This window comes from Cupriavidus sp. GW823-FHT07A04, assembly GCF_058794615.1.
In genome coordinates this window covers 220,444-242,757 of sequence record NZ_JBXAHA010000010.1, presented here as the reverse complement: position 1 = coordinate 242,757, position 22,314 = coordinate 220,444, and the positions used below count along the sequence as shown (strand labels likewise).

20 protein-coding genes and 1 pseudogene are annotated in these 22,314 nt (G+C 66.3%); 11 read left to right on the top strand and 10 right to left on the bottom strand.

Features of this window, described 5'->3' with window-relative positions:
* Positions 1-35 precede the first annotated feature (35 nt).
* From AC1Q7Q_RS19285 to AC1Q7Q_RS19275, 3 genes are all read right to left on the bottom strand, one after another.
* Positions 36-1,607, bottom strand: a complete 1,572-nt coding sequence (locus AC1Q7Q_RS19285; RefSeq protein WP_492373688.1) for a sensor domain-containing diguanylate cyclase — start codon at positions 1,605-1,607, stop codon at positions 36-38.
* A gap of 256 nt (positions 1,608-1,863) precedes the next feature.
* Positions 1,864-2,538: a GntR family transcriptional regulator gene (locus AC1Q7Q_RS19280; protein WP_492373647.1), complete on the bottom strand. Its 675-nt coding sequence runs from the start codon at positions 2,536-2,538 to the stop codon at positions 1,864-1,866.
* Positions 2,539-2,596: 58 nt separating this feature from the next.
* Positions 2,597-4,396 (bottom strand): IlvD/Edd family dehydratase, encoded by a 1,800-nt coding sequence (locus AC1Q7Q_RS19275; protein ID WP_492373648.1) that lies wholly within the window; start codon positions 4,394-4,396, stop codon positions 2,597-2,599.
* Between the two features lie 245 nt (positions 4,397-4,641).
* Here AC1Q7Q_RS19275 and AC1Q7Q_RS19270 point away from each other — a divergent pair, with 245 nt between their 5' ends.
* Together AC1Q7Q_RS19270 and AC1Q7Q_RS19265 are read left to right on the top strand one after the other, a co-directional pair.
* On the top strand, positions 4,642-5,670 hold the full coding sequence (locus AC1Q7Q_RS19270) for a Bug family tripartite tricarboxylate transporter substrate binding protein (RefSeq protein ID WP_492373649.1): 1,029 nt from the start codon (positions 4,642-4,644) through the stop codon (positions 5,668-5,670).
* 202 nt (positions 5,671-5,872) lie between these two features.
* Positions 5,873-6,463 carry a phasin family protein gene (locus tag AC1Q7Q_RS19265; RefSeq protein ID WP_492373650.1) on the top strand — a complete coding sequence of 197 codons (591 nt, stop codon included), beginning with the start codon at positions 5,873-5,875 and terminating at the stop codon, positions 6,461-6,463.
* A 206-nt stretch (positions 6,464-6,669) separates the two neighbouring features.
* Here the strand turns inward: AC1Q7Q_RS19265 and AC1Q7Q_RS19260 are convergent, their stop codons facing one another.
* Positions 6,670-7,086, bottom strand: a complete 417-nt coding sequence (locus AC1Q7Q_RS19260; protein WP_492373651.1) for a hypothetical protein — start codon at positions 7,084-7,086, stop codon at positions 6,670-6,672.
* A 396-nt stretch (positions 7,087-7,482) separates the two neighbouring features.
* Between AC1Q7Q_RS19260 and AC1Q7Q_RS19255 the strand changes: the two genes are divergently transcribed.
* Both AC1Q7Q_RS19255 and AC1Q7Q_RS19250 read left to right on the top strand, forming a co-directional pair.
* Positions 7,483-8,586, top strand: a complete 1,104-nt coding sequence (locus AC1Q7Q_RS19255) for a GGDEF domain-containing protein (protein ID WP_492373652.1) — start codon at positions 7,483-7,485, stop codon at positions 8,584-8,586.
* On the top strand, positions 8,583-9,335 hold the full coding sequence (locus AC1Q7Q_RS19250; protein ID WP_492373653.1) for a GIN domain-containing protein: 753 nt from the start codon (positions 8,583-8,585) through the stop codon (positions 9,333-9,335). The genes AC1Q7Q_RS19255 and AC1Q7Q_RS19250 overlap by 4 nt, the downstream gene beginning before the upstream one ends.
* 15 nt (positions 9,336-9,350) lie before the next feature.
* Here AC1Q7Q_RS19250 and AC1Q7Q_RS19245 read toward each other — a convergent pair whose 3' ends face one another.
* On the bottom strand, positions 9,351-10,451 hold the full coding sequence (locus AC1Q7Q_RS19245; protein ID WP_492373654.1) for a M14 family metallopeptidase: 1,101 nt from the start codon (positions 10,449-10,451) through the stop codon (positions 9,351-9,353).
* A 17-nt stretch (positions 10,452-10,468) separates the two neighbouring features.
* Complete coding sequence (locus AC1Q7Q_RS19240; protein WP_492373655.1) at positions 10,469-11,317, bottom strand: VOC family protein; 849 nt, start codon at positions 11,315-11,317, stop codon at positions 10,469-10,471.
* A 255-nt stretch (positions 11,318-11,572) separates the two neighbouring features.
* On the opposite strand from AC1Q7Q_RS19240, the gene AC1Q7Q_RS19235 reads away from it, so the two are divergent.
* The 7 genes and pseudogenes from AC1Q7Q_RS19235 (at position 11,573) to AC1Q7Q_RS19205 (ending at position 18,356) form a co-directional block, all read left to right on the top strand.
* Positions 11,573-13,174 carry an ABC transporter substrate-binding protein gene (locus AC1Q7Q_RS19235; protein WP_309403549.1) on the top strand — a complete coding sequence of 534 codons (1,602 nt, stop codon included), beginning with the start codon at positions 11,573-11,575 and terminating at the stop codon, positions 13,172-13,174.
* Positions 13,175-13,181: 7 nt separating this feature from the next.
* Positions 13,182-14,165, top strand: coding sequence for an ABC transporter permease (locus tag AC1Q7Q_RS19230; RefSeq protein WP_492373656.1), 984 nt, complete (start codon positions 13,182-13,184; stop codon positions 14,163-14,165).
* Entirely contained in the window at positions 14,162-14,992 is an 831-nt protein-coding gene (locus AC1Q7Q_RS19225; protein ID WP_492373657.1) for an ABC transporter permease, read from the top strand. The genes AC1Q7Q_RS19230 and AC1Q7Q_RS19225 overlap by 4 nt, the downstream gene beginning before the upstream one ends.
* A complete protein-coding gene (locus AC1Q7Q_RS19220; RefSeq protein WP_492373658.1) occupies positions 14,989-16,638 on the top strand; it encodes an ABC transporter ATP-binding protein in 1,650 nt (549 codons plus the stop codon). The genes AC1Q7Q_RS19225 and AC1Q7Q_RS19220 overlap by 4 nt, the downstream gene beginning before the upstream one ends.
* An 86-nt stretch (positions 16,639-16,724) precedes the next feature.
* Positions 16,725-17,669, top strand: a complete 945-nt coding sequence (locus tag AC1Q7Q_RS19215; RefSeq protein WP_492373659.1) for an NAD(P)-dependent oxidoreductase — start codon at positions 16,725-16,727, stop codon at positions 17,667-17,669.
* A gap of 233 nt (positions 17,670-17,902) precedes the next feature.
* Positions 17,903-18,086 (top strand): annotated as a pseudogene (locus AC1Q7Q_RS19210) (glycine zipper 2TM domain-containing protein).
* A gap of 111 nt (positions 18,087-18,197) precedes the next feature.
* A complete protein-coding gene (locus tag AC1Q7Q_RS19205) occupies positions 18,198-18,356 on the top strand; it encodes a DUF3309 family protein (RefSeq protein WP_150986605.1) in 159 nt (52 codons plus the stop codon).
* 129 nt (positions 18,357-18,485) lie between these two features.
* On the opposite strand, the gene AC1Q7Q_RS19200 is transcribed toward AC1Q7Q_RS19205, so the two are convergent.
* The 4 genes from AC1Q7Q_RS19200 to AC1Q7Q_RS19185 form a co-directional block, all read right to left on the bottom strand.
* A complete protein-coding gene (locus AC1Q7Q_RS19200; RefSeq protein WP_492373660.1) occupies positions 18,486-19,658 on the bottom strand; it encodes an acyl-CoA dehydrogenase family protein in 1,173 nt (390 codons plus the stop codon).
* 7 nt (positions 19,659-19,665) lie between these two features.
* Positions 19,666-20,640 (bottom strand): Bug family tripartite tricarboxylate transporter substrate binding protein, encoded by a 975-nt coding sequence (locus tag AC1Q7Q_RS19195; protein ID WP_492373661.1) that lies wholly within the window; start codon positions 20,638-20,640, stop codon positions 19,666-19,668.
* 102 nt (positions 20,641-20,742) lie between these two features.
* Positions 20,743-21,720: a Bug family tripartite tricarboxylate transporter substrate binding protein gene (locus AC1Q7Q_RS19190; RefSeq protein ID WP_492373662.1), complete on the bottom strand. Its 978-nt coding sequence runs from the start codon at positions 21,718-21,720 to the stop codon at positions 20,743-20,745.
* Positions 21,721-21,830: 110 nt separating this feature from the next.
* Complete coding sequence (locus AC1Q7Q_RS19185; RefSeq protein ID WP_043355682.1) at positions 21,831-22,229, bottom strand: cupin domain-containing protein; 399 nt, start codon at positions 22,227-22,229, stop codon at positions 21,831-21,833.
* Positions 22,230-22,314 lie beyond the last annotated feature (85 nt).

The window sequence follows — 22,314 nt, the reverse complement described above, 5'->3', positions numbered from 1 at the left end:
GCAAGTTGTCGCGCCAGGCGGCGCTGCCAGCGCGATCAGGGTGAATCCGCCTGGACGGCCGGTTCCGGCTGGTACCGGACCGTGTTGTTGCGTCCGTTGCGCTTGGCCTGATAGAGCGCGATATCCGACTTTTTCAGCACCTCGCCAACCTCCTCCGCCGAAGAAGGAAAATGCGCGACGCCAAGCGAAACCGTCACGACCCCACCGGTGGGGTTAGGCGTCTTTTCCACAGCCTCGCGCAAACGCTCCGCAATCAGGAACGCATTGTCCGCGGTCGTGCCGGGCAGCAAGATAACGAACTCCTCCCCGCCGTTGCGGCATGTCATGTCGCCGCCCCGGGAGCCGGCCCGCATCAGGCTAGCGATATGCGCCAGCACCTCGTCACCGACATCGTGCCCGTAGCGGTCATTGATCGACTTGAAGTGGTCCACGTCGAGCGTGATGACGGCAAAGGACTGCCCGCCAAGCGCGTACAGGCTGAGCGCATTGCCCAGCCCGCGCCGATTGCGCAGCCCCGTCAGTGCGTCGGTGATGGATTCATGGTTGAGCCGGTCCAGCTTGCTGCTGGTCAGGCTCATGCCCCGCAGCAGCGCCTTCTTGAGACGATCGGCTTCGACATACCTGGCCTGGATCCGCTCGATCCGCTCCATCCCGTCGGGCGTGGTGCCCATCCGGGCATCATCGGCCAACTGCCCCAGCGGCCGCGAGATCCAGCGGGAAAACCACAAGATAAAGACCAGCGACAGAAGCAGGATGGGAATGCTGTTGCCGAATGTCACCAGCACCAGGTCATTCAGATCGGCTAACGTGGCTTGCGTGGATCTTTGCGCCACGATGCCCCACCCGGTGGACGCGACCGGCGCATAGCCTGCAAGCATCTCGACACCGTACTGGTTCATTATCTGCTGCGCGCCCGCTGCGCCGCTGGTTACCGCCAGCACGACCGAATTCTTGAAGATCGACTTGCCAACATGGGTGTCGTCCGGGTGAAAAATCACGGTGCCCTTACGGTCCACCACATAGACATAAGAGCTATCCCGATAATAATGGCTATCGAGAATCTCATGCAGCAGGTTCTTGGCATTCAGATAAATCGTACCCCCGACATAACCAAGCAGCCGCCCCTCCGCATTAATTATGGGATGGGAAATAAAGATAATCAGCCGCCCGCTGGAAGTTGTAAAGGGCTCGCTGATCGCCGGGGTGCGGGTGGTCAGGAGCGTGTGCCCCCAATCGGACCTCACGCTCTGTCCGGCCCGGCGCAAGGCCGCTGGCGACACGGATAGCACCATGCCGTCCTGGCGGACGATGGCCACCGAGTTCAGGCTCCTGGTCTGCAAGCGCAAGCGCTCGGCCTCCTCGTTCACACGGGCCGGATTGTCCATGGCCGCAGCTAGCAAACTGGCGCTGTATGCCAGTTGCTGCATGGTGCTTTCAAGATGGGCTCCCGTGGACTCAGCCAGCTTGGCCGCATAGACACGGTTGGCTTCCAGCGTATTCCGGATCAGCAGGTCGCGCTGCACGCGGTAACTGGAGTACAGCGCATTGGCCATGGTCAGCAGGACCGATCCCAGGGCCAGGAGCAGGATCAGACCACCTAGCCCTATTTTGGGCGAGCGCTCCGGAGGCGGCTTACACGGTTGCGCTGACATCTCTTTTGCAGGCCGACAATCTTCAGAATCTTCAGAAGGGACCGATTTTAGCACGGTCCGCTGGCTAATATTCCTGCCACAACGCGCAAATGCCAGCCCTCGCGGTTAAGATTGGGAAATGGATTTCAAGTTTCCCCTCGACTGGCGTATTGATTTTCCCCAATATTTCCATTAACCATGCCCGGGAGACAAATAATGTAATGTTAATGTACTAAGCAGGCCCTCCGGCACGCTCTCGTTCTGCTGCGAGGTAAGCGTCGCGCGAGGGCAGCAGATGGCTACGGCATAGCGCGACAAGATCCTCGCGCCGGCCCTCGCGCAGGGCCTCGATCATGGCCCAGTGTTCCTGTCTGGCACGCTCGCGATAGCCCGCTGCAGCCAGCGACCCAAAGCGGATCGGATGGGCGCGGCGCGCGTATTCCTCGATGGCCTGCCGCAGCACCGCATTGTCGACCAGGGCGAACAACTCCCGGTGAAAGCGCTGGTTGATGCGGAACACCGCACGCGCATCGCCCGCGGCCACCGCAACGTCGTGCTCCTGCTGCACGGCCACCAGCGCCTGCAACCGCACCGCGGGCACCGGCAGCGCGATCAGGCCGGCGGCGTGCGTTTCCAGCACGTCGCGCAGTGCGTACAGCTCCATCACCTCGCGCGCCGGAAAGGCGCGCACCACCGCGCCAACATTGCGCTTGCGCTCGACCACGCCCATGCCTTCCAGCGTGACGAGCAGCTGGCGCACCACATGGCGCTTCAGGTTGAAACGCGCCATCAGGTCGTCTTCGACCAGCCGCTCGCGCGGACTTAGCAAGCCAAAGACGATGTCTTCCTCAAGGATCGCGGCGGCGGCCAGCATGGCTTGGGCACCGCCGGCGGTATCGTCCTGCATGCTATGCGCCGCTTGTGCGCGCGTTCCTGCACGGGTTGGTCGATCCATGACAGGACGCTCAGGACTTGCGCGGCACGGTTTCGCTGGTCCGCGCGGCACGCAGGAAATCGAAGTCCACGCCCTGGTCGGCCTGCGTCACCGTGGCCAGGAACAGCTTGCGATAGCCGCGCTCGGCGGTAGGCCGCACCACTTCGTGTTCGGCCGCGCGGCGGGCCAGTTCCGCGTCGTCGATCAGCAGGGAAATTTCGCGCCGCGCCACCGACAGGCGGATGCGGTCGCCGTTGCGCACGTGCGCCAGCGGGCCGCCGATGGCGGCTTCCGGCGTCACGTGCAACACGATGGTGCCAGCCGCGGTCCCGCTCATCCGGCCGTCCGAGATGCGCACCATGTCCTTCACGCCGGCACGCGCCAGCTTCCTGGGAATCGGCATATAGCCGGCCTCGGGCATGCCGGGCGCGCCGGTCGGCCCGATGCGCTTGAGCACCAGGATATCGTCGGCTTTCACGTCCAGCGCGTCGTCGTCGATGCGCAGCGCCATGTCCTCGGCATCTTCGAACACCACGGCGCGTCCTTCATGCTCCATCAGCACAGGATCGGCGGCGGATTGCTTGATGATGGCGCCGCCCGGAGCCAGGTTGCCGCGCAGCACGGCCAGGCCACCCACCGGATAGATCGGCGCGTCGAACGGGCGAATCACCTCCTGCGCGAACGGTGCGGGCGCGGCGTCGAGCTCCTCGCCCAGCGTGCGGCCCGACACCGTCAGCGTGTCCAGGTGCAGCAGCGGGCGCAGCTCGCGCAGCAGCGCGGGCATGCCGCCTGCCGCGTGGAAGTCTTCCATGTAGTGCTGGCCGGAGGGCTTCAGGTCCACCAGCACGGGGGTCTCGCGGCTCATGCGGTCCAGCCCGGCCAGGTCAATGTCGATGCCCAGGCGCCCGGCGATGGCGGTCAGGTGCACGATGCCGTTGGTGGAGCCACCGATAGCCAGCAACACGCGGATGGCGTTCTCGATCGCGCGGCCGGTGAGGATGCGGTCCGGCGTCAGGCCGCAGCGGGCCATGGCCACGGCAGTGGTGCCAGTGCGCTCGGCCACCCGCACGCGGTCGGCGGTGACCGCCGGGGCCGACGCACCGCCGGCCACCATCATGCCGAGCGCTTCGGTCAGGCAGGCCATGGTGCTGGCCGTGCCCATCACCGAGCAGGTGCCCACGCTGGCAACCAGTTGGTTATTCACGTCAGCAATCTCGGGCGCATCGATCTCCTCGGCGCGGTAGCGGCCCCAGTAGCGGCGGCAATCGGTGCAGGCGCCCACGCGCTCGCCGCGATGCGAGCCGGTGAGCATGGAGCCGGTGACCAGCTGGATCGCCGGCACGCCGGCCGAGGCCGCGCCCATCAACTGCGCGGGCACGGTCTTGTCGCAGCCTCCGATCAGCACCACGGCGTCCATGGGCTGCGCGCGGATCATTTCCTCGGTGTCCATCGACATGAGGTTGCGCAGGTACATGCTGGTAGGCGCCGAGAAGCTCTCATGCACGGAGATGGTGGGAAAGTCCACCGGCAGGCCGCCCGCCAGCATGACGCCGCGCTTGACGGCTTCCACCAGTTGCGGCGCGTTGCCGTGGCAGGGGTTGTAGCTGCTGTTGGTGTTGACGATACCGATCACCGGGCGCGACAACGCGTCGTCGGTATAGCCCGCGCCCTTGATAAAGGCCTTGCGCAGGAACAGCGAGAAGCCTTTGTCGCCATAGTTGGTCAGGCCCTTGCCCAAGCCGCTCTCGGCGTCTTGCGCTGGCTCGAAGGGGTCCTGGCCGGCCTGTGCCGAAGCGGAAGGGTCCTTGCGGGAATCGTGGGAGCCGGCCATGCACATCTCCAATAATATTATTGATAATCGAGGAAGGCATCATATCTGGCCTTGCCACTCAGCCGCAATGGAAAATTCAGCCCTGCACCTTTAATTGAAGATTCAGATCAGTCGATAGAAAACTTCTGATTCTTCTATCAAGCGACGCCCCCTACACTCTGCCGTAGCGACGAGCCGGGCGTCCCGCGCCGCACAGCCTTGCTGTGCCTTCCCATCCATACCAACCCGGCGCAGGAGATTCCCCTATGACCGGCATTCGACGCCACGCGCGAACGCGCGTTTCCGCGCCCAGGCGCCATCTGATTCTCTGCGCGCTAGCGGGCGCCATGCTGGCAGGCACAGCCGCCTTGCCTGGCCTGGCCGCTGCCGCCGACTATCCCACCAAGCCGATCCGCCTGGTCGTGCCCTACCCGCCGGGTGGCGCCACCGACGTCATCGGCCGCACCCTGGCGCAGCACCTGTCCACCGCGTTGGGCCAGCAGGTCGTGGTCGACAACCGGGCCGGCGCCGCCGGCAATATCGGCGCGGAGCTGGTCGCCAAGTCGCCGGCCGACGGCTATACCCTGCTGATGGGTGCTTTAACCAGCCACGCGATCAACGCGGCGCTGTACAAGAACCGCGTCTCCTACGACATCGAGAAGAGCTTTGCGCCGGTGGCCATCGTGGGTACGGTGCCGCTTGTGTTCGTGGTCAATCCCAGCGTCAAGGCCAACAGCCTGCCGCAGTTGATCGCGCTGGCAAAAACCACCCCTGGCGCGATCACCTTTGCCTCCGCCGGCAACGGCTCGCCCCAGCATCTGGCCGGCGAGATGTTCAAGCGCATGGCCGGCGTGGACATGCTGCACGTGCCTTACAAAGGCAGCGGCCCCGCCATGACCGACCTGATCGGCGGGCAGGTGCTCAGCATGGTCGAGACCGTGCCGGCGGCGCAGTCCTACGTGAAGGGTGGCAAGATCCGCGCGCTGGCCGTTACCACCAGCGAGCGCGTAGCGGCGCTGCCCGACGTGCCAACTGCCAATGAAGCGGGCCTGAAGGACTTCGAGGTCAACTCCATGTTCGGCATCGTGGCCCCGGCCGGCACCCCGGCACCAGTGGTGGACCGGCTCAACGCCGAGCTCAAGAAGATCCTGGCCGAGCCCGACGTGAAGGCCTCCCTGCTCAAGCAGGGCGCCATCGCCACCTGGACCACGCCAGCGCAGACCCAGGCCCGCATCAAGTCCGAGCTGGCGAAGTGGACCGCGGTGATCCGGGAAGCGGGCGTCAAGCCAGAGTAAGCCGCCCCGCAGCCGGATCCCGGAACGCAGGTTGCCCGCCCCGCCCTGATGTGACGGGGTGGGCGCCTGCCGTCGCGCGCCTTGACACCCTGACGATTGCGCCTATGATGACTAGCGCAATGCTGCGGCGCAGCAAGTGACGATTGCCACCGGCGAAATCCCTTCGGACGCGTTGCCTCGTCATGATCTATCGGAGACGCTCATGGCTACCCTATCTCACGCTGAACACGTCGAGGCGCCTCTGCCTTACCCCGTCATCGATTTTGGCCTGGCAAGCCCCTGGGCGCAGGTGGCGCAGAAGATCGGCGCGCTGAACCTGCAAACGGCAAAGACGCTTATTGCCGAAGGCACCGACTACTTGCGCGAGGCGGCCGCGCAACCGTTCAGCTTCACCACGTTCCGGCCCGAGCTGGCCGACGTGATGGCGCAGCACATTGCCGCCTACACCCACAGCCTGATCGAGATCGTGTTTGGCGCGAACGCCGATTTTTCCGACAACGTCCAACGCCATTTCGCTACGATCGGCGGCCAGGATCCGTTTCAATGGTGCCTGATGGGCCGGGATTTCCTGCCGGAGTACGGCAGCGGGCTGCCCACCATGGGCGCGGCGATGACGGGATGGGTCGCGGCCTACCTGCCAGGCGGCAAGCTGCTGCCGGAAGCAACCGTCGAAAACGCGCCGCGCAAGACTGCGCTGCTGGCGGCACCGGCCGACGTAGTGGAGGCGGTCGCGGAGCCGATTGTGGAGCCAGTCGTGGAGCCAGTCGTGGAGCCGGCCAAGCCAGCCGAATAAACCCGGCTCAGGTGACCCTTGCCGGTCACGTCCGCCAGTAGCAACTGCGGTGCCCGCCTTGAGCGGGTGGCGCGAACTGGTGTGGCGAAGTTTCAATGGCAACCGGCCTGAAGTGGGATTCCCCGGCTGCGTCGTCCTACGCGCGTAGCAAGAAAGCGCTGATCCGATGCGTCTGAATCAGCGCTTGCACAGCGCGCTTGGCTAGGTCATTGGCAGGCGGTGCCGGGCACAGGCTTGCCCGAATTGGTCATGCCCTGGCAGGCGTCGCCGACAATGGTGTCGGAATCGAAGGCGGCGTTGTTATATGGCTTGAGCCTGCCCGCTACCGTGCAGCAAAAGCGCGGCTCGCCCGGGACGGGCGTTGCCGGCGGCGCGCTCTTCGCCATGCGGGAGGACGCAGGCACCTGACTGGCGGCGGGGGTCGGCGCGGGAGCAATACGAGAGACTGGCGGCTTGGCGGGCTGGTCGACGCTCTGTTCGTCGTCATCTGGAGACACGCACTGGCCCTTCTGGCAGATCCGCTCCCCTTTGCACTGCATGTCGTATTGGCAACCCGCTGCGTATGCGTGCAGCGGCGAAGCCATCGCCAACGTGGTGGCGAACAGCAAGCCCAGCGTTCTCATGTTTCCTCCTACTCGACTGCCAGCTCGAATCGTACGAACCGCCCGCGCCGGATCGTATGTTCCGGCACTGGCGAGCGCCGGGCACCGCGCTGTTTTGCACGGGATACCCGACTCCGGCGTCAACCGCCACGTCAGCCGAAGCGATCCACCGCCACCTCTAGCATAGGCATCGGGACCCGACACAGGGAACCCCGCCATGCAAGCGTGTGAGCGCCGCACCACCAAGGGCGGCGACGACAAAAGAGCGCTGCGCGCCGTGCCCGGCCAGGGCGTGCAAACGCCCGTGTGAACCCGCTTGCGACCTGCGCCCGCACACTTCAAGTCCTTGTATGATTGCCGCTGGATTCATTGCACTACCCTGCCCCACACCATCCGACCCTTCCAGAGGCAAGTCGAATGATGTTTCGCACCGTTGAGTCAGAGTTGCTGAACAAGCCGGTGCCGGCGCCGGTGCAAGCGGAGTTTGCCCAGCATGAATTCGAGAGGCTGCAGCGCTTTTGCCTCATGACCTTCGCGGCCAGCGTGGGGATCTGGCTCGTGTTCGATCTGCTGGTCAGCTTCAAGGGAGGCCAGGGTTTCACGATCAACTCGATCCTCCACCTTGCCCTGTTGTCGGCACTGACCACGGCCGTGCCCTTCGTGCGGCGCGCGCAACAATTCCAGATCCTCAACTTTGCCTTTGTGCTGGCCTTCTGCGTGGGTGCCCGCCTGGTGCTGGACGGCACGCCGGACGACACCCGTCCGATCTGGTCCATGCTGGTGGCGGCCAGCGTGCTGTTCTGCGCCTCCACGCTGCCACTGAGCCCCAGGGCGTTTTTCGGCGTCATCGCGCTGGCCTGGGTCCTGCTCTTTCCCATGATGGCGGCGCAGGACCTGCTGGAACTCAAGGGCATCCTGGCCGTCTGCTACGCGCTCTATTTCACCGGCATCACGGTGTACACATTCATCACGCTGCGGCGCGCGAAGCTGCAGAACTTTGTCATGGCGAAGACCTTGCTGCAGCAGGCTTATGTGGACGCGCTGACTGAGATTCCCAACCGCCGGGCCTTCATGCTCAACGTTGGCAGCCTGGTGCCGCGCGCCACCGCGGAGCAAGACCACTACCTGGCGATGGTGGACATCGACGACTTCAAGACGGTCAATGACCGCTACGGCCACGACATTGGCGACGCAGTGCTCAAGCACGTGGCCGCGGGGATCAAGCTGGTGATGGGGGACTGCCAGTATGCGCGCCTGGGCGGAGAGGAATTCGGCATTTATCTCAAGGGGATGACGCGCGCCGAGGCGGAAATCCGCATCGGCATGCTGTGCCGCAGCATCCGGGATGCGCCATCGGAGCCCCCTGTGACCATCAGCATTGGCGTCACCCGCATGATCAGCGGCGACACGCTCACCAAGGCGCTCATCAAAGCCGATGAAGCGCTCTATGATTCAAAGAGGGCCGGCAAGGACAAGTACACGTTCCACCAGGAGCCCCGCCAGCCCGAAGGATCGCCATGACCCATATCAACCTGCTTTGCGCTGCCTGGCTGGCATCCGCCTGCCTTGCCGGCACGGCGCTGGCTCAGTCAAGCACCGTGGTTATCAACCAGAGCGGCATTTCTGCCTCGGGCACGTCCGGGAGCAGTGTCGTCATCGTCAATGGCCAGGTAGTGGCTTCCCATGACGCCATTAAGGGAGGCGGCCCCGAGAAGACCGAGCAGCGCATGGTTGGCGCGTTCTCCAGCGTGCAGCTCAATGCCCCGGCCGATGTGGTGTTCTCGGTTGCGCTCGCGTACTCCGTTTCCATCACCGGGCCCGCGGACATCCTGCCGCTGGTGCTCACCAGCCTGGACAACGGCAGGCTGACGATCGGCCTGAGCGCGCCAGTCGTGCTCGCGGCACCGCTCAAGGTGGCCATTACCGGGCCCTCGCTCCAGGCGGTCAGCATTCCCGGCGCCGGCACCCTGCGTGCGTCCGGCCTGCACGAAGCATCCATCGACCTGCGCCTGTCCGGTTCCGGCTCAATCGTTGCCGAGGGTACCGTGGGCAGCGTGCGCGCCGCGATCTCCGGCTCCGGCGAGGTGGATGCCAGCGCCTTGCGCGCGCAGAGGCTTGACGCGCAGGTCAGCGGCTCGGGCCGCATCCTCGGCTACGCGTCGGATGCGGCCAGCGTGGCGCTGACGGGCTCTGGCGACATCATCGTTGCCGGCAAGCCGCACCAGCGCGCCGTCAGCCGGACCGGTTCCGGCCAGGTATCTTTCGAATAGCCAGCCGCGCCGGACCTACCAGGCGGCCAGCCCGTCCACCGCCTGCTGGGTGATGGCAACGCCATGCCGTACCGTGGCGTCGCGCCACGGCTGGGCCACCGGGATGAAGGCGTCGAGCATGTCGGCACGCAAGTGCGCATAACGCGCCGTGCCACGCTCGGCCTTGAACCGCAGCCACTGGTCCAGCCGCAGGGCATGGCCCATATTGGCGCCCCGGGTACCGAACTCGACCACCGCCCCCACCAGCGGCCGCCCACCAAGGAAGCGCTCGATGCCGTGAAACACCAGGCCGGTGTAAGCGGGACGCGCCAGGCCATGCGGACGCACGCCAAGCACGCGTTGCTCGCCCCACCAGCTGGCCGCGCGGGCCTGCTGCTCGCTGCCGTCCGGGTTGAAGCACAGGAAGAACGGCTCGCCGTACTCGCCGATGCCGGTATGCCAGTCGATCAGCCCGATCCGCTCGGCGCTCGCCAGGTGCTCCCGCACGATCGCCTCCAGCGTCAGGTTTGACCACTCCCGGTGGTGGCCACCAAACACCAGGCCATCCGGATGGCTGTACTGCCCACGAGCGCGCGTGTCGAACAGGGCATCGGCACCGTGCGTGGCCCCGTAGGCGCGCGCCGCTGCATCCGCGGCGGCAATGCTATCCCAGCTCCATGCCTGCGGGATCAGGTCGGCGTGCAGTTCCGCATAGCCGGGGTTGGCCGGCACCGGCTGCGTCGCATCGAACAAGTGAGCGGCAAAGTTGCGGTTCAGGTCGACATTGTTCTCGGTGGTGCGGGTGCCATGCGCAAAACCGTAGGGGTTCAGCCCGTGCACCAGCAGCACGCCCAGGCCTGCCGGCAACCGGCTGGCCGGCCCGCTCGCCAGCCACGCTACCTGGGCCGCCGAGCCGGCGTAGCCTTCCTGCCCGTGGGTGCCGCTGATCAGCACCAGCTGGCGCGGCGCGCGCGCGTCGCCAAGGTGCGCGACGTCAATGGCCAGCGGCTCGCCGGCCGGGCCGGTTGCATGGGGGTGCGGGTAGACGCTGAGCGCAGCGCCCACGGCATCGGCCGCCGCGCGGAACTTGTCGCGGGCGCCGGTGTAGTCCAGCGCGTAGAAATCCGTGAAATCCATCGGGATACCGTCCGCGCTTATTCAGTAAAGGCAAGGGTGACGCCCGCCGCCTCGGCAGGCGGCACCACCAGCATGCCGTCAATCTCCTCGACGCCGCGGATCTCGCCTGCCGCCAGTGCGGCGCGCGCTGTTGCCAGCGCTGTGGTGCGCAGCACCAGCGCCACCATGCGGTCGCGGCCATCAATCAGCGGTGGCACGCTCGCGCCGAAGCGCCGCGCCGCCGCCTCCGGCGTCAGCACCACCACCGACGCACCGCCGGCGCGCAGCAGCTCGCCATGCGCACCCCTGCCCACGTGCTCGGCGCCGAACAAGCGCGACAGCAGGCCGATGGTGCGCGCCGGGTCCGCGGCCGCGATCACGTATTGCGCCACGCCGGTCACGCCGTTGGGATGGGCCTGCCAGTGCCCGCGCCAGACCAGTTCCGGCGTGAAGTGGTGGCAGAAGTAGAGGCGCCCGTTTGGCACCAGGTGCGCGGCCAGCCGCACCGTGCGAAAGCGCGCTTCGCCGGTGGCGCCGGGCAGCTCGACCGGGCGCGTGAACTCACGCGGCGGCCCTTCCACTTCCAGCCCGCGCGCCAGGATCTCCCGGTGCAGGCCGGTGGAGTCGGCGCTCTTGAAGACGAGCCCGGTCAGGCCAGCCGGCTCGGCCAGCAAGTCCGCGCGGCCGGTCACCGCCTTGCCTGCTTCGAAGCCGAGCAGCTCCAGGTAATCCGTATCGAAGATCGCGAGGTGGTTGCTGGACCCGAGCGAATGATGGCCGCGCGGCGTCAGTTGGAAACCCAGGCGGCGATAGCGGCTGGCGGCGTCGTCCAGGCCTTCGTGGACATTGACGACGACATGGTCGAGCAGCGGGATCAGGTTTGGCATGAGAGGGGTTCCGTTGGAATAACCGAGCGATGGGCGAGCGTACGCGAGCACGGCGCGATCCCCAACTGCGCGTTTCGTCTTTGCATATGCGCGCCGCGCCCGCCCGCCGGCTGCGCAGCGCGCCGCGCAGCCAACGTCTTTGCATAGACGAAAAGCGCGTTTCCCTCGCGCAGCGGCGCCCCCTACACTCGCTGGCTGTCCAGCCTTCGTGCTCCCTGCTTCCTGCATTCCTTCGGTTATTGTGGAACCCCTGCCATGTCCCTGACGCGACGCGACTTCCTGATTCAATCCGGTGCCCTTGCCGCTGGCGCCTCCCTCCCGGGCACGCTGCTGGCACAGGCTGCCGACACGCCGCGCAAGGGCGGCGTGCTGACGGTCCTGCTGGGCGGCGAGCAGCGCATCCTCAACCCCGCGCTGCGCGCGTCCACTGGCGTCTACGTGGTGTCCAGCAAGATCATCGAGTCGCTGGTGGACTTGGACGCCAGCGGCAAGCCCGCTCCCGTGCTGGCCACCAGTTGGAGCAGCTCACCGGACGGTAAGACCATCACCTTCAAGCTGCGCGAGGGCGTGACCTGGCATGACGGCAAGCCCTTCACCTCGGCCGACGTGCAGTACAACGCGATGGCGCTGTGGAAGAAGCACCTGAACTACGGCACCGCGCTGCACCTGTACCTCGATGCCGTCGATACGCCCAACGCACAGACCGCGGTATTCCGCTATTCGCGCCCGATGCCGATCGAGCTGCTGCTGCGCGCGCTGTGCGACCTTGGCTACGTGGTGCCGCGCCACAAGTTCGAAGGCACCAACGTGCTGGAGAACCCCGCCAACACCGCGCCGATTGGCACGGGGCCGTTTCGCTTCACCCAGTACGAACGGGGCCAGTTCGTGATCGCCGAGCGCAATGCCGCATATTGGCGCAAGACCGCGCCGTACCTGGACCGCGTGGTGTGGCGCATCATCACCGACAAGTCCGCCGCGGCTGCCGCGCTCGAAACCGGCGAGGCGCAGCTGACCACCTATTCGCATGTCGGCCTGGCGGATCTTGAGCGATTCAAGAAGGATGGGCGCTTCAAGGTGTCCACCAAGGGGCTGGAGGCCAACTCCTACAACAACACGCTGGAGTTCAACGTGCGCCGCAAGGAGCTGTCGGACGTGCGCGTGCGCCGCGCCATCGCGCACGCTATCGATGTCGACTTCTTCATCAAGAACTTCCTGTACGGCACCGCCAAGCCGGCCACCGGCCCGATTCCCTCAACCTCGTCGTTCTATCCGGGCGGCAAGCAGCCCTACCCGTTCGACCGCAAGCGCGCCGAAGCCCTGCTCGACGAAGCCGGCTTCAAGCGTGGCGCCGACGGCAACCGCTTCACGCTCAAGCTGGTGCCGATCCAGAACGGCGAGGACGTGCCACTGTTCGCCACTTACGTGCAGCAGTCGCTGGCGCAGGTGGGCATCAAGGTCACCGTGCAGCAACTCGACATCGCCGGTGCGTTGTCGACCGTGTACCGCGACTGGAATTTCGACCTTGCCACCGGCTGGCACCAGTACCGCGGCGACCCCGCTGTCTCGACTACCGTCTGGTACCGCTCCGGCAGCCCCAAGGGCGCGCCCTGGACCAACCAGTACGGCTGGCAGTCCGCCAAGGTCGACAAGCTGATCGACGACGCCGGCTCGGAGATCAACCCGGCCAAGCGCAAGGCGCTCTATGCCGAGTGGGTCAAGGAGGTCAACGACGAGCTGCCGGTCTGGATGGTGACCGAGCGCGAGTTCTACTCGATCACCAGCAAGCGCGTGCACAACGACCACAACACGCCGCGCTGGCCGTCCAGCAGCTGGTACGACACCTGGCTGTCGGCCTGAGCCGGCCATGCGCATCTTGTCACTTGCCCTGCGCAGGCTGGCAGCCAGCCTGCCCTCGCTGCTGCTGATCCTGTGCGGCCTGTTCCTGCTGCTGCAATTCGCCCCGGGAGACACCGTCGATGCCCTGGTCGCCGAAATGGGGGGAGCGGATGCCGCCGTCATCGGCCAGCTGCGGCAGTTCTACGGGCTCGACGCCTCCACCACGGTGCAGCTTGGCCGCTACCTGTGGCGTCTGGTGCATCTGGACCTGGGCTACTCCGCCATCTATGGCAAACCGGTGGCCACCGTCATCCTGGAGCGCCTGCCCGTCACGCTGCTGCTGATGGGCTGCGCGCAGGTGCTGGCCGCCGTGTGCGGCATTGCGCTGGGCGTGGCTGCGGCGCATCGGGTGGATCGCTGGCCGGATACGCTGGTGTCCATGCTCGGGCTGGTGTTCTATGCCACGCCGTCGTTCTGGTTCGGGCTGATGGGCATCGTGGTGTTCGCCATCCACCTGGGGTGGCTGCCGCCCGGTGGCTACCAGGACGTCGCCGCGGGTTACACGGGCCTGGCACGCCTGGCCGACATCGCCTGGCACCTGGTGCTGCCCACCGTGACCCTGGCGCTGATCTACCTGGCTATCTACCTGCGCATCATGCGCGCGTCGATGCTGGAGGTGCTCACGCTGGACTTCGTGCGCAGCGCGCGCGCCAAGGGCCTGTCCGAGTATGCCGTGCTGGTGCGCCATGTGCTGCGCAACGCGCTGCTGCCGCTGCTCACGCTGGCCGGGCTGCAGTTCGGCACCATGCTGGGGGGCTCGGTGGTGATCGAAAGCGTGTTCGCGCTGCCGGGGCTGGGCCGGCTGGCCTATGACTCGGTGGTCCAGCGCGACCTGAACACCCTGCTCGGCATCGTCTTCGTCAGCGCGCTGCTGGTGATCGCCATCAATTTCATCGTCGACATGCTGTATGCGCTGCTCGACCCCCGCATCCTTCACGAACGCAAGGCATGAAGCTGCTCCGACGTTACCTGCGCAACCCGGCCGCGGCGTTCGGCCTGCTGGTGTTGCTGGCGGTCATTGCCATGGCGGCCTGCGCCTCGGCCGTGTTTCCCGCCGATCCCCTTTCCCTTGCCGGCCGCCCGTTGCAATGGCCGCTGGAGGATCCGCATTTCTGGCTAGGCACCGACCAGACCGGGCGCGACATCGCCGCCCAGATCTTTCACGGCGCGCGCGTCTCGTTGCTGATCGGCTTCGTGGCCACGCTGATTGCTGTGTCCATCGGCATCCTGACCGGCGCGTTCGCGGGCTACTACGGCGGCTGGGCCGACAACCTGCTGATGCGGCTGACCGAAGGCTTCCAGACGCTGCCCAGCTTCTTGCTGCTGCTGGTGCTGGTGTCGGTGTTCGGCTCCGGCATCACCACTGTGACGCTGGCCATCGGGGTGGTGTCCTGGCCTGCCACCGCGCGGCTGACGCGCGCCGAGTTCCTGACCCTGCGCAACCGCGACTTCGTCCACTCCTGCCGCGCGCTGGGCGTGCGCGACCTGCAGATCATCTTTCGCGAGATCCTGCCTAACGCGCTGCCGCCGGTGGTGGTGTACGCCAGCGTGGTGATGGCGCTGGCCATCCTGCTGGAAAGCGCGCTGGCCTTTCTCAACCTGTCGGACCCGAACGTGGCCTCATGGGGCAACCTGATCGGAGGCGGGCGCAGCGTGCTGCGTTCGCAGTGGTATGTCTCGGCCATTCCCGGCGTCGCCATCCTGCTCACCGTGCTGGCTGTATCGCTGGTGGGACAGGGCCTGAACGACGCACTCAACCCCAGGCTGAAACGCGCATGAGCGGACCGTTGCCCTTCCTTCTCAGTATCGACGCGCTCAGCGTCGCCTTGCCCGCCGGCGCCGACCGCCCGCTCGCGCTGGATGGCGTCTCGCTGGCGCTGGCGCCGGGCGAAATCCTGTGCGTGGTTGGCGAAAGCGGCTCCGGCAAGTCCATGACCGCCGGCGCCGTGCTTGGGCTGCTGCCCGATGGCGTGCGCCGCAGCGCCGGGCGCATCCTGTTTGAAGGCCGCGAGCTGACGGCGCTGTCCGAGGCGGATCTGCGGCGCATACGCGGCGCCCGCATCGGCATGATCTTCCAGGAACCGATGACGGCGCTCAATCCGCTACGCACCATCGGCGACCAGATCGGCGAGGTGTTCCGCACCCATACCCGGTTGCCCAAGGCGGAAGTCGCGCGCAAGGTGCGCAGCCTGCTGGAAGACGTGCAGATCCCGCAGCCGCTTGCCGCCGCTGGCGCCTATCCGCATGAGCTGTCCGGCGGGCAGCGCCAGCGCGCCATGATTGCCATGGCGCTGGCGCTCGAGCCCAGCTTGCTGATTGCCGATGAGCCCACCACCGCGCTCGACGTCACCACCCAGGCCCAGATCCTGCGGCTGATCCGCGAATTGCAGCAACGCAAGGGCACGGCGGTGCTGTTCATCACACACGACTTCGGCGTGGTGGCGGAGATTGCCGACCGCATCGCGGTCATGCGCCAAGGCGAGGTGGTGGAGACCGGGCCGGCCGCCGAGATCCTGGCGCGGCCGCAACATCCCTACACCCAAGCGCTTCTGGCCGCCGTGCCCGCGCTGGAGCCACCGCCGCCGCGCGTGCAGACGGGTGACACGCTGCTCGCCATCGACGGCATCGGCAAAACCTACCGCGGCGGCGGCTGGCTCGGCCGGGGACGGCGCCAGGTGCAGGCGCTCGACCAGGTATCGCTCGCGCTGCCGCGCGGCGGCGCGCTTGGCATCGTGGGCGAGAGCGGCTCCGGCAAGAGCACGCTTGCGCGTTGCCTCGTGGGCCTGCTCGACCCGGATCGCGGCAGCCTGCGGCTCGATGGCGCCGATCTGCTGGCCAGCGGCTCGGGCCAGCGCCGGCAGCGCGCCCGGCGCATCCAGATGGTGTTCCAGGACCCGTTTGGCTCGCTCAACCCGCGCCGCCGCGTGGGCGAGCTGGTCGCGCAGGGGCCGCTGATCCACGGAGAACATCCGCTGCGGGCACGCCTTCGCGCCGCCGAGCTGTTCGAACTGATAGGGCTGGATCCCAGCGCGCTCGACCGTTATCCGCACGAGTTCTCCGGCGGCCAGCGCCAGCGCATCGGCCTGGCCCGGGCGCTGGCCCTGTCGCCCGACGTGCTGGTGGCGGACGAGCCGGTGTCCGCGCTGGATGTCTCCGTGCAGGCACAGGTGCTGGCGCTGCTTGACGAACTGCGCGCGCGCACCGGCTTGTCGCTGATCCTGATCACGCACGATTTGCGCGTGGCGGCCCAGGTCTGCGACCGGGTGGCGGTCATGAAGGACGGGCGCGTGGTGGAAGAAGCGGATACCGCCACGCTGTTCGGCGCGCCCCGCCATCCGTACACGCAGGCCTTGCTGGCAGCCGTGCCGGGCAGGCGGGCGGTGGGCCGGGCAAGCGCAGCGGTGAGCGAGCGCAGCGTGCGCTGAGGCTTGTTGAGCGCCTCGCCGCCCTCGACATGCGCGTGCGCGCAACAATTTCCCGCGGCAACGCTTGTTGACGTTGCAGTGCAAGAATGGCAGCATTCCCGGCTTCGGTAGGCTGCCCACCTGCCCAACCACTCGCCCGCCGCCAACGCGGGCTTCGGAGTATTCAAGTCATGCGCGTTGCATTTATCGGCCTGGGTGTCATGGGCTATCACATGGCGGGCCATCTGGCCGCCAAGGGCCATCAGGTCACCGTCTACAACCGCACGGCTGCCAAAGCCGAGCAGTGGGTCGCCGCGTTCGGCGGCAAGTCGGCCGCCACGCCGGCGCTGGCCGCGCAAGACGCCGAAGTGGTCTGCTCCTGCGTGGGCAACGACGATGACCTGCGCTCGGTCCTCACTGGCAAGGACGGCGCCTACAGCAACGCACCGGCAGGCTGCGTGTTCGTGGACCACACCACCGCCAGCGCCAATGTGGCGCGCGAATTGTATGCCGCGGCTAATGAGCAGGGCCTGCACTTTGTCGACGCGCCCGTCTCGGGCGGCGAAGTCGGCGCGCAAAAGGGCATCTTGACCATCATGTGCGGCGCCGACGAGGCCGTGTTCGGTCGCGTCGAGGCAGTGCTGGGCGCCTATGGGCGCGCCGTCACCCGCATTGGTGGCTCCGGCGCGGGCCAGCTGGCCAAGATGGTCAACCAGATCTGCATCGCCGGCCTGCTGCAGGGCCTGTCCGAAGCCATCGCCTTTGGCGAGCGCGCGGGACTGGACATGAAGGTAGTGCTGGATGTGATCAGCAAGGGCGCCGCCGGCTCCTGGCAGTTGGAAAACCGCGGCCCCACCATGATCGAAGACAAGTTCGATTTCGGCTTCGCGGTGGACTGGATGCGCAAGGATCTGGGCCTGTGCCTGGACGAGGCGCGCCGCAACGGCGCCAGCCTGCCGGTCACCGCCGTGGTAGACCAGTTCTACGCCGACCTGCAGCAAGACGGCTGCGGCCGTGCCGATACCTCCTCGCTGATCAAGCGCCTGCGTTGATCCTGCGCTGACCGAATGGCTGCCGGGCACGTGTGCTGCCCGCGCCGCCGGCCGTTCTGCCGCCCTTTTCCCAGTTGCCCCCTTTCCTGACGCCGCGCTCGCGGCGTCATCCAATTCCTACATCCGTATCAGAGGCCATCCCGCTGGGCCGGACTGCGTGCCCGGCTATCTTGTAAGCATGGCAGGCGCGCCCGTTAGCGCCGTCAGCAGCATCATTCACGTAGGAGACCACTATGTTGAGACTGGCAAGCGCGCTCATCGCGAGCGCAGCGCTTCTGTTCGGATTGAACGGTTGTACCGCTTACCGGCGCCGTGGCTGGCGGTGTGGCGGGTCATGAACTGTCGCACGGCAGCACCGCGGGCACCATCGGCGGTGCGGTGGCAGGCGGCGTCATCGGTCACGAACTGGGCAAGTAAACAACAGTTAACAACAGTTAACAACGAGATCAGCGACGACCCAGAATGCGAACCAAAACACGAACGAGATAGCGCGCGCCTCGCGCTGATCCACCCGTCAAGGAGCCAATCATGGCCATCGGTACGATCCTGCTTATCCTTCTTATCCTGCTGCTGGTCGGCGCACTGCCCACGTGGCCGTACAGCACGGGATGGGGCTACTACCCCAGCGGCGGCCTAGGCCTGGTCGTGCTGATCGTCGTGATCCTGGTGGTCATGGGCCGGCTGTAGCGCAAGCTGACTTCCTAAGATAAAAAAACGCGCCGCATCTTCATGCGGCGCGTGTTTTTTATTATTTTCATCGCTGAAAGAATGGCAGCGCCGCCGCACGGATTGGCGGGCAATGCATCAAGAGCGAGTTCAATACGACTTCGGCAAACCCAGCACGCGCTCGGCGATATGGCACATGATGAGCTGCGCGCTGACCGGGGCAATGCGCGGGATATACGACTCGCGCAGGTAACGCTCCACCTGGTACTCACGCGCATAGCCCATGCCGCCCAACGTCAGGACCGCGGTCTGGCAGGCCTGGTGCGCGGCCTCCGCCGCGAGGTACTTGGCGGTATTGGCCTCGGCCCCGCAGGGCTTGCCGTTGTCGTACAGCCAGGCCGCCTTCCACACCATCATGTCGGCGGCCTCCAGCGCCATCCACGCTTGCGCCAGCGGATGCTGGATGCCCTGGTTCTGGCCAATCGGGCGCCCGAACACGGTGCGCTCCTTGGCATAGCGCGTTGCCGCTTCCAGTGCGACACGGCCAAGGCCGACGGCTTCGGCGGCAATCAGGATGCGCTCGGGGTTGAGGCCATGCAGGATGTACTCGAACCCGCGCCCTTCTTCCCCGATGCGGTCGGCCACCGGCACCGTCAGCCCGTCGATAAAGAGCATGTTCGAGTCCACCGCGGCGCGCCCCATCTTGTGGATCTCGCGCACCTCGATGTGCTTGCGGTCCAGCGCCGTGTAGTACAGGCTCAGGCCCTGCGTCGGCTTGGCCACCTTGTCCAGCGGCGTGGTGCGGGCCAGCAACAGCATGCGGTCGGCCACCTGCGCGGTGGAGATCCAGATCTTGCGGCCGTCCACGCGATAGCTGGCGCCATCCGCCGACAGCACGGCCTGGGTCTTGAGATGGGTGGTGTCCAGCCCGGCGTCGGGTTCCGTCACGGCGAAGCAGGCCTTCTCGGCCCCGGCGATCAGCGGCGCCAGCGCTGCCTCCTTCTGCCGGTCGTTGCCGAACACCACCACCGGGTTGAGGCCAAACACATTCATATGGATGGCCGACGCGCCGGAAAAACCCGCGCCGGACGCCGACACCGTCTGCATGATCAGCGCCGCCTCGGTAATGCCCAGGCCGGCGCCACCGTACGCTTCCGGCATCGCGATGCCGAGCCAGCCCGCCTGCGCCATGGCCTGGTGGAAGGCATGGGGAAACTTGCCTTCGTCGTCCAGCCCCGACCAGTAGTCGGCGCCGAAGTCACTGCATAGCTGCGTCACCGCTTCGACGATGGCGCGCTGCTCGGGGGTTCTTTCAAAGTTCATGCCTACCTCATTCCGGCTGGATGCCTGCGTCCTTGACCAGCTTGGTCCACTTGACCAGCTCGCCGGCCACGAAGCCGGAGAACTGCTTGGGCGATTGCCCGAATGCCTCAAAGCCCAGCGCCTCGAAGCGCGGGGCGACTTCCTTGCTCGCGGCGATGCGCGACAGCTCGCGGTTGAGCCGCTCGACCACCTCCGCGGGCGCCTTCGCTGGCGCGAACACGCCATTCCAGGACGTAATATCGAAGCCTTTGAGCTCAGGCGTGTCGGCCAGGGGCGGCAGCTCCGGCAGCAGCCGGCTGCGCTGCGCGGTGGTCACCGCCAGTGCCCGCAGCTTGCCCGCCTTCACGTTGGCAATGCCGGCCGCCACGTCGACAAACATCATCGGCACCTGCCCCGCGATCACATCGGTCATGGCCGGCGGCGTGCTCTTGTACGGCACGTGCAGCAGGTCCAGCCCGGCCATGCGCCCGAGCGTAGCGCCCGACACGATGCCGGTGCTGTTGCCGCTGGCGTAAGACATGCCCGGATGCGTGCGCGCGTAGGCGATCAGGTCCGCCACGGTCTTGACCGGCAATTTCGGGTTGACCACCAGCATGAACGGAAGGTTGCCCATGCGCGCCACCGGCGTGAAGTCGCGGATCGGGTCATACGGCAGCTTCTTCATCAGCGAAGGATTGGCCGAATGGGTCGTGTTGGTGGTCATGAACAGCGTGTAGCCGTCCGGTGCGGCCTGCGCGACGATCTCGGCGGCAATCGCGCCATTTGCACCGGGGCGGTTGTCCACCACCACATTGGTCTTGAGCGCGTCGCCGAGTTCCTTGGCGGTGATGCGGGCCACCGCGTCGGTGCCGCTGCCGGCAGCGAACGGCACCACCATGCGGATCGGCTTGCTGGGATAAGCGTCGGCCGCCGCCACGAACGGCGCCGCGGCGAGGCTCAGCAATGGCAGCGCGGCGCGCAGCAGCGTGATGAGGCTTGGCATAGTCTTGTCTCCTGTTTTTTGGCTAGCTATCTCGTTGTCGTGGATTAGCCTTGTCAGCTTTGTCAGCTTTGTCGTTGCGATGCCCGCGGGCACCATGCCGCCTCACCGCGCGGTCTTCTCTTTGTAGTTCGTGTCCTTGACGAGCTTGGCCCAGCGCGCAGCGTCGTCGGCAATGATGGTGGCAAACTGCTCGGGCGTGCTGCCGACGGCTTCATAGTCGATGGCGGCAAGGCGTTCCCTGATATCCGGCATCGCGACGATCCGCACGATTTCCTGGTTCAGACGCGTGACGATTTCCTTCGGCGTGCCTGCCGGCGCCAGCAGCCCGGCCCAGGAATTGAAGTTCATGCCCTGGATCCCGGCCTCCTGCATGGTCGGCACATCGGGCAGGGCCGGCGAGCGCTTGGGCGACAGCACGGCCAGCGGGCGCAGCCTGCCGGCCCGGATCATCGCCATCGAGTTGAAGGGATCGATGGTCATGTCGACCTCGCCCGCCACCACGGCCTGCATCTGCGGGCCGGTGCCCCGGTACGACACACTGACCACGTCCGGGGTGCCGGCGGTGGATTTGAATGTCTCCCCGATCAGCTCGATCATGCTGCTGCCGGCCGACAAGCTCAGCGGACGGCTCTTGGCGCGGGCCAGCCCGACGAACTCCTGCACGGTCTTGGCCGGCACCGACGGGTGGACCACCATCACAAAGCCGATGCTGCTGATCAGGCTGATCGGCGCAAAGCTCTTCAGTGGCTCGTAACCTGCCTTGTACAGCACGGGGCTGAGCGTCTGCGCGCCAGCGGTGTTGAGCAGCAGCGTATAGCCGTCGGGGGCGGCACGCGCGACCATATCGGTGCCGATGATGCCATTGGCGCCGGGGCGGTTCTCAACCACCACCGGCTGCTTCAAGGCCTCCGCCAGCTTCTGCGACACCAGCCGCGCTACCACGTCGGAGGCGCCGCCCGGCGCAAAAGGCACCACCATGCGGATCGGCTTGGTGGGATAGGTGCTGCTCCACGCCAATGCGGGCATGGCGCTCCAGATGGCAGCGCAAACGAGCAAACGGCGTCGGGAAGACAGTGTCATCGGAATCTCCTACCAGGCTTGAACAACAAACGTCGTATCGGGTATCGGGTGCGGGCACCCAGGCGAAATGGCAGCGTTCTGCGGCGTTCAGCAGAACTCGGCAGCAGTCCTCAGGCGGGACGGATCACGCGCTCCGGGGATTCCTCGTAAGGCGGGGCGTAGATCACCAGCAGTTTCACGGGCTCGTCGCTGATTACCGTGAACACATGCATGGCCTCGGCCGGGAAGAAGCAGCAATCGCCGGGGCCAAGCTCGCGCGATTGCCCGTTCACCTCGGCGCGCGCCCTGCCCTCCAGCACATAGCAGACCTGCTCGATGCCGGGATGCGCGTGCGGCAAGGCACCTTTGCCGCGCTCGATGGTGCCGTGAATGACTTCTAGCTGGGTGGCGCCGACGTTCTCGCGGCCGATGATGCGGCGGTTCAGCGTGCCGACGTGATTGGCCGGGTGGTAGCCGGGCACGTCTTCGGCACGGACAAAGTAGATCGGTGAGGACGACGAGGGGGTCATTGCAGTCTCCATGCCGGCTACGCCGCGCCCCCATGAGGGCGGCTGTGATACCCGGCTGTTTTTCATGTTTGTGAAAGTTATTTTA